11 protein-coding genes are annotated in these 10,298 nt (G+C 62.2%); 2 read left to right on the top strand and 9 right to left on the bottom strand.

From position 1 onward, the window contains the following. Positions 1-531: 531 nt before the first annotated feature. Positions 532-897: a hypothetical protein gene (locus ACEQXV_RS18655; RefSeq protein ID WP_372526189.1), complete on the bottom strand. Its 366-nt coding sequence runs from the start codon at positions 895-897 to the stop codon at positions 532-534. Between the two features lie 462 nt (positions 898-1,359). Between ACEQXV_RS18655 and ACEQXV_RS18650 the strand changes: the two genes are divergently transcribed. Together ACEQXV_RS18650 and ACEQXV_RS18645 are read left to right on the top strand one after the other, a co-directional pair. Then, the gene (locus ACEQXV_RS18650) at positions 1,360-1,584 is read left to right on the top strand and encodes a hypothetical protein (RefSeq protein ID WP_370270427.1); all 225 of its coding nucleotides are present in this window, start codon (positions 1,360-1,362) and stop codon (positions 1,582-1,584) included. 6 nt (positions 1,585-1,590) lie between these two features. Then, on the top strand, positions 1,591-2,079 hold the full coding sequence (locus ACEQXV_RS18645; protein ID WP_370270426.1) for a hypothetical protein: 489 nt from the start codon (positions 1,591-1,593) through the stop codon (positions 2,077-2,079). Between the two features lie 74 nt (positions 2,080-2,153). Here ACEQXV_RS18645 and ACEQXV_RS18640 read toward each other — a convergent pair whose 3' ends face one another. The 8 genes from ACEQXV_RS18640 to ACEQXV_RS18605 form a co-directional block, all read right to left on the bottom strand. Further along, positions 2,154-2,675, bottom strand: coding sequence for a hypothetical protein (locus ACEQXV_RS18640; RefSeq protein WP_370270425.1), 522 nt, complete (start codon positions 2,673-2,675; stop codon positions 2,154-2,156). An 81-nt stretch (positions 2,676-2,756) separates the two neighbouring features. Beyond that, positions 2,757-3,599 carry a hypothetical protein gene (locus ACEQXV_RS18635; protein WP_370270424.1) on the bottom strand — a complete coding sequence of 281 codons (843 nt, stop codon included), beginning with the start codon at positions 3,597-3,599 and terminating at the stop codon, positions 2,757-2,759. 77 nt (positions 3,600-3,676) lie between these two features. Continuing rightward, the gene (locus tag ACEQXV_RS18630) at positions 3,677-5,524 is read right to left on the bottom strand and encodes a TniQ family protein (RefSeq protein WP_370270422.1); all 1,848 of its coding nucleotides are present in this window, start codon (positions 5,522-5,524) and stop codon (positions 3,677-3,679) included. 2 nt (positions 5,525-5,526) lie between these two features. Next, positions 5,527-6,234: a TniB family NTP-binding protein gene (locus ACEQXV_RS18625; protein WP_370270421.1), complete on the bottom strand. Its 708-nt coding sequence runs from the start codon at positions 6,232-6,234 to the stop codon at positions 5,527-5,529. Positions 6,235-6,240: 6 nt separating this feature from the next. Next, positions 6,241-6,516 carry a hypothetical protein gene (locus tag ACEQXV_RS18620; protein WP_372526186.1) on the bottom strand — a complete coding sequence of 92 codons (276 nt, stop codon included), beginning with the start codon at positions 6,514-6,516 and terminating at the stop codon, positions 6,241-6,243. A gap of 19 nt (positions 6,517-6,535) precedes the next feature. Further along, the gene (locus ACEQXV_RS18615) at positions 6,536-7,435 is read right to left on the bottom strand and encodes a hypothetical protein (protein WP_370270419.1); all 900 of its coding nucleotides are present in this window, start codon (positions 7,433-7,435) and stop codon (positions 6,536-6,538) included. After that, positions 7,387-8,910, bottom strand: a complete 1,524-nt coding sequence (locus tag ACEQXV_RS18610) for a hypothetical protein (RefSeq protein WP_370270417.1) — start codon at positions 8,908-8,910, stop codon at positions 7,387-7,389. Before ACEQXV_RS18610 ends, ACEQXV_RS18615 begins: the two co-directional genes overlap by 49 nt. Positions 8,911-9,013: 103 nt before the next feature. Beyond that, positions 9,014-9,718, bottom strand: coding sequence for a hypothetical protein (locus ACEQXV_RS18605; protein ID WP_370270416.1), 705 nt, complete (start codon positions 9,716-9,718; stop codon positions 9,014-9,016). Positions 9,719-10,298: the final 580 nt, after the last annotated feature.

Genomic DNA, 10,298 nt, shown 5'->3' with positions numbered 1-10,298 from the left:
GCCAGGTGATACGGTCCTGCGCGACGGCCGGGCTGGCCAGCGCTGCGGCACCGGCGCCTGCCAGGGCACCACGGCGAATGAAAGAACGACGATCCATGTTTCCTCCCACAGATTTGATAGGTCTTTTCCACGGTTTCCGGACAAACCCGGACCGCTTCGGCGGCCATCAATACAGGACGGGCAGAGACAGTCCAGTGCCGACAGCATGTTGTTTACCCGGTCATGGAAATGCAGAACGCATCAATACCTGTCCGGCTCATCGTGCCGATCCCGGACCGCTCCACCAGGCATCGCCACAGCGCGACATGCAACCGGCCTCGGGTACTCCCCGGGGCCGTTTCTTCATCTTCTCAGGCAAAATGGCCTTTTGAGACGGTTAGGTCATTTGGCGTGGCACGCCACATGAAACTCCCAGGCAGTATCTGGCACCAGCTTATCAGCAACCCATTGAAAACATTGGACGCGGAAAATGCGGCGGCGGGCGGGTATGCCACTGCGGCGGGTCTATTTCTGCCAGTGAAACTACGATATTCACCAGCCTACGTTTGACCTGCCGATATCTCGATGACCGTCCCAGCCCACATTTCCGCTTGATGGCTTCCGGTAGACCACCTTCTTTCTCGGTTTGTTGCGTAGCTGTTCTACAGCCTCTGCAGACGCGACGAAGACGACATGGGAGGAACCAGGAAGATCATCCTGAATGACGACATCGAAGAACCGTGCATCATTCTCAAGGCAGGAGACCCCAAGTTTGAAAATGGTCTGGTGAAGATAGCCGACTGGCATGCCGATATCGGTCTGTGAGACTACCATCTTCGTTGCGGGGTGCCTCTGGAAGCAACGGACAATTGCGGAGCGGACACTTTCAGCGGTCCATGCTGTTTGGTTTTGCGTCATGTCGAACCTCATAGTGATGCACAGCCATCCTAACATGCGGCCCCGAAACACGCGGCGCACGCCAGCAGGATGACTTCGTTACACTATAACATGCCAACATGAAAAACTCGGCAGTCGAGCCTGACAACCCTGGATCGGACAGGTAAGGCATTGCTTGAGAGGGCTCTCATCGGTTCAGCTGTGGGAAGAACTTGGGCGGTGGATGCGGTCGCTCATACCGCCTGTGACGCGCGTGACGCTCTTCAGCGGCTGCCCTGGCCTCGGCCATCCCCTTGCCGATCTCGCGACAGATATCGGCGTCGCGTGTCTTTTCCTCGGATGATCGATACAATTGCATGGGAACTGACCGGTGGACGCCGCGTTTACCGCATGTAAGGGGAGACCGGCGAGTCTCTCATGTGCCGGAAACATTGACCTTGAGGCCAATCTGTGCCATCTAAGGGAACCAAAGAGGACCAGTTCATGGCTATCATGCACTTCATGACCGGAATGCTCCAGAGGCGACGCCAAGTGCGACGCGCGGTGCCGACAGTCCTGCCGCGCGCGAAAGGCCGTGTCCAAGCCCCTGACATCAAAGGCCTTCGCGCGCTCGACGGCGTCACCTACATTACCGCCCATGATGCCAATGGCAGGATGGATGACGACCTGTTCGACATGCTGTGCAAGGATGGAGCGCTCGCGAGCTGAGTCGGCATGCTTCAACCGGCGCCCAGTGCGGCCACGCATCTGCGCGTCGGCGACGTTTTCGGACTGCATTTTCCGAACTGCCGCGCCGTTTGGCCACATCCTGCCGTAATAGCCAGGATCTTCGACGAGCCGGATCGGTCGCACATGATTGCCTCCAAGGGGCTTGTCGAAGAGCCCCTCAAGGCCCTCTGTCTAGCCATCATGATCTCCCATTCCCCGCCGCCAAAAGGCGAATTCGGCCGCCAGCTCAGCAATGCCGATATCGACGGAACGTTGATCGATAGTGCCCGGTCGACCTATGTCTGTTTCAGCCAATTCCGCTTGGTATTCCTGCCCGGGCCCCCGGAGGAAAAACGGATAATGAGCGTTCAAAACTCCTATCTCGGGCAGCTCGACGCAGGCCTCACGGCAGAGCTTCTCTCGAACCTCCTGCATATCCAGCGCTACATCCGCGGCCAGGATCCGGTTCTGGATCGAAAAATCCTGCGCGGGTAGCCCCGAAGGACGTTTCGGCCTGCCCCGAACGCGCCGTGCCCGATGCGTACATCCATCCTCTGGGCGCCCGTCAATCACCTCCCTGCGATCGCATCATCCAGGTACCACTGCCCGGCAAAGTCGTTCACATCGTCCATCTGGGCGCCCAGCACGCCGATCATGCCACCCGTCCAGACTGAGAAGGCCCGCGACCCATCCGGCCGCCGCAGTTTCTCGGGAAGGGTCCGGATCGTGTAGACAGGGTTCTGGTAGGACGCCGTCCGACCCATCTCGCGGAAGTCATCTCCACCCAGGATGAAGCGCGCCTCGCCGCGCCAGACGAGCACCACCTCGTCGAACTCCCGGTCGGAGAGGTTCTCGGCGAAGTCGACCAGCCCGCCGATCGTGCGCGCGGCGCTGCTCTCGGGGCCGACGTCCCGAAGATCCAGGACGATGCTGCTCGGCGATACGCCGTAACGGTAGTAGGCCAGCGCGCTGACGTCCCGGTAACGCATGGCTTCCGCGGCATGGGTGTTGACGCGGAACTGGTTGATGCCGATCACGGCGGCGAGGATCACGGCGATGCCTGCGGCGGAGGTTTTCCAGGAAATCTTCAATCAAACACCTGTCTTACGGGAAATCACGTGGTCCACCGTGTAAGATTGGCTTCGCACATACGCAAGTCTTTGGTGTCGCTTTCAAATTGTGTTGTCGCCCCTTGCGTGGTTCAAGGAAGATGGCACCCTTGATCGAAACCAGGTCGGAAAAAATTCCTGCCGAACCCACTCTCCCGCTTTGTCGGTGTATAGCGATCTTTGCTCCTGTATCGTCTCTTCAACGCCAGCCTTCTCCCAGAACTTTCGCATATCTTCATTCGGGAAGCCGTGCTCCGGCCCGCTACGCAGTATCATCCATGCCTGTCGCTCGATCTGATTTACAATTTGAAGACATCCGTGCAGAATCTCGGCCGAATGAAATACCTCATCCTCCTTGGCTGCATGTTTTACGGATCGTACATAATTTATCAGAGGGGCATAAACGACCTGCCAAGCAGGCTCCAGATTTGGTTCGAACCTCAGGCCTCCCGGGGTTACGAATACTTCGCTTCCACGAAAAAGCGCGATCAAGGCTCTCTCAATTGCGGGACGGAATTCCGGCAACCCCAGAACGGCATCGATGCGCCTCATCCCAGGCGTGGTAAAACCCGAACGGAGAAGCATTTCCTCAATTCCCTGAACATAGCGCAAATCCAGAGCTGCAATATCTTCAGAGATCAATGTGTGCAGCTTAAGACTCTTCGACAATAGAGGATCTCCAGGCGCCCTAAATTCATATTTACGTATCGCCTGCCTGATATTTGCGAAGTCGTTAAAAAATCGTCGATGCTTGCGATGGAAACGACAGCGCGGAGACGCGCTTCTGCCTCCGAAACCCGCCGCGCCTCCGAAAGTACGCTCAAAGACCATGCAGCAGAGCAGAACGACACCAGAAGACAAAGGATAATCGCAAAAATAACGGCCTGATCCGAGATCATACTTCACCCCGTCTGTTGAAATGACTTGCACAACATTAAGGATCGAGACGGCGATCCGAAGATCAGGGCACCCCTTATCCCCACCTATCCCGCCAACTCCCCCAAATCCGCCCGCCGATACCAGATCCGCCCCAGCTCATACCCCGGCGCCAACGGCACCGCCCCGCGCCCATCCAATTTCATTTTCATGACCTTGGGCGAGAAGCTCTGCGCCTCGGCGACCTCCTTCAGGGACACATGCCCACGCCGAAACGCCAGGATCTCCGACACGTCGAACAGGCGCACCGTGGCACCCTTCGCGTTCACCCCGGGGTATTCGCTCAGGTAGGGTGCCCCATCACCATCCCGCAGCCGCAGAAGCGCATTCACGCCATGCACCGGCATACCGATCAGGGCGACAGCCTCTTCGATCCCCACGCGCCCAGCCGCTTTGTTGCGGGACAGGACGAGCCGGACTTCTTCGGGGTCGACCAGCACGCCCTTGAACTTCAGCGCCGGATCCACGACCTCAACCCGGGCGAAGAGCCCGGACAGCACGCCGTTGACGATATCCAGCACCGGCCAGCGCGCGGCCTCGGCAGCGGCGACGATATCCACGACGCCCGGAGACGCGACGTTCACCTGCTTTGCCTGCGCCATGAACCGATCCAGGAAAGCATCGGCGTCGGCCAAGGCCACGCCCTTCAACGCTCCGCTCGCATGCTCGCCGTCAATGATCCGCGGGATCACCCCGCTCCGGACCAGCTGCTGCGCCTGGACGCGATTGCAGTTGAGATGCCCCTCGAGGGCTTTGCCTGTCAGCGCGGTCTCGATCCGGCGCGCCAGTGCCTCGCCTTCGTCGGCGTCGAACACCAGGTGGGACTGTGCCCGGTCCGGATCGCCATCGAGAACCCCGGCCAGCACCATGGCGCGGACGATCGTTTTCACATGCAGGGTCGACACCTTCGCCAGGCTGTAAGCGGAATGCACGCGCTGGCGGTCCACCGCCTCACCAAAGAGATCGGTGCCCGCCGGGATCGGGAAGCTGTCCAGGATGAACTCCCGCACGACTTCGCGGATCGGCCCGACCGCCTTGGTGTTCTTCTTGAACTGCAGCCACTGGTAAAGGCGCCCCAGCACATGCTGCGGCCCGCCGCGGCGCTCCTCTTCGGGAATGCGCGCCAGGTGCAGCTCCAGCGCGGCACGGATCCCTTCCGCGCCACGTGAGGCCGCCCGGCAGCCGGTGTCACCGGCGCGATGCCAGCCGAGCCCGTCCAGGGTCTTCAGGTTCACATGCGTCCCGGCGGTCAGGATGACGCCCAGCATCTCGCAGGCACGCGCCGCCAGGTCGATCGGCTGATCGTCCAGCCAGGCCGGACCAGCCTCGCCCGCCAGGCGGTGCTCGATGTAGTGCTGCAGCGCCGAGGGCGTGCGCCCCGGCGCCAGGGTTGCCAACTGCTCCAACACGGCGTCATCCGGAGCCACGTCGGACATCACCTGCAGGCCTTCCGAGAAGGTGCCCAACGGGCGACGAACCAACTCGACACCGTGTTTCGAGCAGACGCGCAGATGTTCGATCTGCCAAGTGATGCGGCCGACCCGCATGCTCCGCGACGGGCTGTCCGGCTCTTGATCCTCAAGAAGGCAGATCGGGCAGAAGCTGGTGGTCTTCATCGCCGTGAATTCGGAATGCACGGTCTCACCAGCGATGACCCGCATGCGGCCCCCGGCAGACTGGAAGGCCATCTGGCCAAGAGTCTTGCCCGGCAAACCGAGGAGCCCCTCCAGGCGGTCAAAGGTCTCCTGCTGCGGCGTGATGAGCGCATTTCGCGGCAATTCGATGAACGACAAGAAGTCGAAAAGCTCCATCCCACAGTGAAACCGGGCAACCCGGTTCAGATAGGAGGTCAGGCTTTCCCATTCGAGGACGGGCAGGATCGGATGCAAGGTCATGATCAACCCATCTTCCGGGCGCGGGTGGCGCCCTTCTTCTTCACCGGCGCCGCAGGCTCGGCCTCGTCATCATCCAGCACCAGCGCCGTCCAATCCGTGACCGCGAAGATGTTCGCCGTGATCTCGCAGCCCTCGTGGATGCCGAATGCCAACTCGAAATGCTCGATCCGCAGCGTGTCTGCGCCATCGCGCAGCGCGCATTCCACGGCCATCAGGATCAGCTCGATAGAGCGCCCGAACCGGTGGCGGCCGGCGCGGATGATCCGGTTGATGGTCTCGCCGCTCAGGTCCATGTCGAGCCCGGCCTTCTTCGCGAAGCCGCGCGTGAAGGTCTCGATCGCCTCGTTGTGGACGCCGAACTCCAGTGCCGAGGGGCGGATCTTCGAGAAGCGCCGGTTCACCTGGGCATCCACCTTGGTGATCTCGCCCAGCCGGTCCGTGCCGGAGAGCACCACCACGACCGGGTGATCCCCCTGCATCAGGCCTTTCAGCATCTTGAACATGGACTGCGTTTCGGCCGCCAGGGTTTCCTTGAACATGTCCTGGGCCTCGTCGATCCAGACCAGGGTGATCCCGAGGATGCGCAGGCGCCGGCGCACCATGTCCCAGACCTCGTAGACCTTGGTCCGGTCCGCCACCCGATCGATCCCAAGCTTCTTGAGCATGTCGACGCCAAGGCTGCGCAGCGTGGCCGGGCTTTCGACCTTCACCTGGAGCTAACGCGGCTGACCGGTCTCCGGGTTTTCGCGCAGGGGTTCGAAGGCCTTCAGCGTCTTGCGGATGGCAGTGGTCTTGCCGCCGCCGGAGCCTTCGATCAGCGCAACGCCGTGGGTCTCGGAGCCGTCGGTGAACCGCACGGGCTCATGGGTGAGGTTTCCCGCATCATCCTCCTGGAAGAGGCGCACCAGCGCATCCTTCAGGAGGGTTTCGCGCTCGGTGCGGATGTGGATCTTGCGCAGATCTGCCATCACGGCGGCGGCGGTCTTGGTCATAATGGTCTCTCCGGTCATCTCAGTCGAATTCCCACACTTCGTCATCGCCATCCTTCTCGATCTTCAGGGAGGACTTCTTCGGTGCAGGGTCAGCCTTGGTCTTGCGCTGCTGCTTGGGTTTCGGGGCAGCCTCGGGCGCGGCGGCCTGGGGCGTGCGATCAGCGTCGACTGCCGCGGCATCCGATGGCTGGGCATCGTCGGAGACTGCGTGGGCGTCAGGTTCTGCGGGCTCCACCACCGGTGCAACGGGCTCCGCCTGCATGGCTTCCGGCGCCTTCGGCTCGATGGACCGGCCGCGACCGCGCGCCGGCGTCGTCAGTTCTTCGCGATCCTTGACCACCGTGAAATTCGCAACGGCCTCTTCCTCCAGCGCCACAAGGCGCTTCTCGGACCAGGCGTGATCCATGATCTTGTAGGCGGCGCCGCGCTTGGCGTTCAGGGCCTCGATGTCATCCAGCGCGCGACGGATCACGCCTTCCTCCCATTCCTTGCGCTTGCCGTCCTTGGCGCGCAGCGCCCGGCGGGCGGCCGCCCGGCGGGCGGCCGCCCAAGTCGAGGCATCGACGTCATGGAAGATCGGCGAGACAGCTTCAACCTCCTGCCAGACGCCATCCATCTGAACTTCGATGCTGCCGATGTTCTCGTCGAGCCAGCGCACCTTCACCTCCTTGTTCGCGTGCTTCAGGAACCACCGGGCCGACTTCTCATTGTGGTACTGCACGTTCATCACGCGGATCCCGTCCTGCTGCGCCACGCGGGTCAGCGGCAGGCCAAGGGCCAGGCGTTTACGGCGGCGCGTCGGGGCCGCCCGGAGCGGAAAGTTGCCGTCTTCCTGATCGGCTTCCCACTGTTCCAGCGGGGTCCGGCCATTCAGACCCTCGTGCGGCGTGTTGTGATAGATGTCGACCACGTAACGCACCAGGATCGTCGCGATGTCCTCGGCGGAGAGGCAGGCACGCTCCTCCGACGGATGCCCGGCCGGGCCTGCACGCTGTTGAAGGTCCGTCCGTAGAGGCGCGGCAGGAGCGTCGTGGACAGCGTCCGGAAGACCCGCTCGATATACGCGCGCATGCTGGGCGTTCCGGCAATGGTCTGCAGCTTGGTGATCCCGAGGTCAGCACAGGTGGTCGAGAGCTCGGCCGCCTTCAGCGCCGGCCCGTTGTCAACCGCGAGGGTCTCCGGGGTGTTTGCGCCAGGCCAGGGCGTGAAGGCGCCGACGGCATCGGCGAAAGCGCCCTTGTCGCTCACCACCATGTTGAGGCACTTCTTGGCGCTCGAGGTGCGCGGGTTGGCCGTGAGCACCATGCCGAGGATCACCCGGGTCCGGCAGTCGATCGCCACCACCAGCCACCAGCGCATGGTCTGGTTGTTCAGCCCAAGCGCCTCGAGCTCGGCTTCGCTGAACATGTCGAGGAGGCCGCTTTCGGCCAGGATCCCGAGAAGGTCGATATGCCACTCGTCCATCTCGACGCGCTCATAAGGGCGCAGGATCTCGAGGCCGGTCTTCACCGCGCGCATCTTCTTCATGGCTTCCTTCTGGCCATGACGCGCGACCAGGACATGGAACTTGTCGAGGCGCTTGATGTGGAGGCGGATCATCTCGCGACCGGGGACGCGCAGCGGCTGCAGACCTTCCTCCTCGCGGCGCTTGTTCTCCTTCGCGAAGCCGTCCTGCACATCGGTCACCGTGATGGCGATCGTCTTCCGCTGGAGCGACATGTAATGCTTCTTTACAAGTTGGGCCATGAGCGCCCGTTCGTCGACAGTGTAGGCGCTGAAGCGGTTGCCCTGGTTCACGCACTTGTCGACCAGGGCCTTCTTTCCCCCGAGCTTGTAGAGCGCGACCCAGGTGCGCAGGGCGCGCGGCGAGACGTGATCGGGGATCAGCACCCCGTGCCGGGCCTTGGGTTTGCGGCCCTCACCGGCGCGGTAGGCCTGCAGCGCCTCGGCGTAGCCGGGCTCCATCAGTTCCTCGACGAGGTAATCCTCGGCGGCGAGGACGATCATCTGCATGTTGGCCTTGATCGACTCGTCCGTGCCCTTGGTCAGCCCGTCGGCCTTCAGCTGCAGGAAGGCCTGAACCAGAGCGTGGCGCATCTCGACCCGCTTGCGCAGCGCCGGCGGCAGACCAGCGAGGATCACGTCCTCGAAATCGTTCACCACCGGGCGCAGGTGCTCCGGCATCAGGCCGTAGGGCACGACCTCGACGTTACCAATAGCGCTCAGGCGGTTAAGCGTCCCGGTCTCGTAGGTGACGGTCTGGTGCGGGTTCCCGATCTCGGAGAAGGTTGCGTTACCGCCGGTGAGATAGACGAACCGGTACTCCTTCTCGTGGATCCGGTAGATGTGGTGCATGTCCAGGGAGAAGGTCGGGAAGGTCGTGGCATTTACCATGGGAAAGTCCTTGTGGTGCCGCGCAGCCGGTGGCCGGGCATGAGGAGATTGGTCCCGCAGGCGAGTCGCGCGCGGGGTGAGGCGATGTCAGGAGTGGTCTGGATCAGGCCGTGCGGTAGACCGTCGGCTGCAGGCGGTAGCTGCGCTTGATCAGGGTGGCCGGGCGGATGATCCCGCGCTCGATCTGGACGGCGAAGCCCCGGCGCAGGAGCCGGATCAGCGCCGAGTAACCGCGCGCCTTCATCCCCGTGTCGATCGTGAGATCTCGCAGCGACCGGCAGGCGCCTTCGGGCAGGGCCTCGATGGCGCGCGTCGCCGCGTCATCGGCCTCCGGGTCCGCTTCGCGCACGGCGGCGAACATCTGGGCATTGCGCAGCTCGATCTGATCGATGTCCGCGTCGGTCAGGAGCTGGACGTCATCGGCATAGTCGTACTCGCGCACCCACCAGGCAACCTCGGCCATCTCTTCGAGGAAAACCCCGGAGACGAGACGGATTTCCGGCTTGATGGTATAGGCGATGCGGTAGCCATCCTGCAGGGTGGCGACGACGTCGAAGATGTGCTCCCGGAGATCATCTTCATGATCACCGAAGGTGAACCGCTGCTGCTCGGCGAGCTCGGCCACCTCTTCATCTGCGTTCAGCAGCATCAGGTGGCAGAGTTCGAGCCAGCTTTCGGCCTGGACACGGGTGCCTTCGCCTTCACCGAGAACGGCAAGGCCGGTGCAATGACCCTTGGACGCCAAGGGCACATTGCGATCGGCGACGGACGGGTTCGGCAGCAGGATGCCACCGGAAATATCGAACATGGGGAGACCCCTCTACGCGATAGTCCGGATCGGCATCCGGACGGGAAACGGCGAGATCGGCCGGAGACCGGCGGGACCACGCGCGTATCGCGTCGAGGAGTGGGGTGAGGATGTGGAGCATGCGCACCTTCGCGTTCATCATTCGGGGACCGGCCTTGAGACCGGTCACGGGACCTGAGTCAGGCCGTCCGTATGAGCGCGAAAGGGGTGTGGTGCGTCGTGTTCATCGTGCGGTGAACGTGACGGCATCATCCAGAATATTCAAGACCGGAACAGAGATTTTTTTGCCACTGGATCATGACCATGAAGGTTCATGCTTTTCCACAGGATCGCAACCGCCGCCCGTTGCCCGGGAAGAATCTGGCGGCTATGAAGGACGAAAGTAGAACAACGGCGCTCCTGCGACCTATGCGCAGGAGCGCACTTCAAGACGAAAGATTGTTGGATGTCACTGAGAACTGACCCAGCATTGTCATCGAGATTTGACCCGCCTGTCAGTATGTCGGTCGGTTCATGACGGGGTCAACATTGGCGTCTCCTTCCTCTTCTTTTTCGCGGTCTCCGAGCTGGCCTTGAAGCG

Origin of the sequence: Nioella sp. (genome assembly GCF_964229645.1) — a bacterium.
Taxonomy (GTDB): domain Bacteria; phylum Pseudomonadota; class Alphaproteobacteria; order Rhodobacterales; family Rhodobacteraceae; genus Nioella.
The sequence above is the reverse complement of the archived record's forward strand: the minus strand, read 5'-3'. Positions and strand labels throughout refer to the sequence as shown.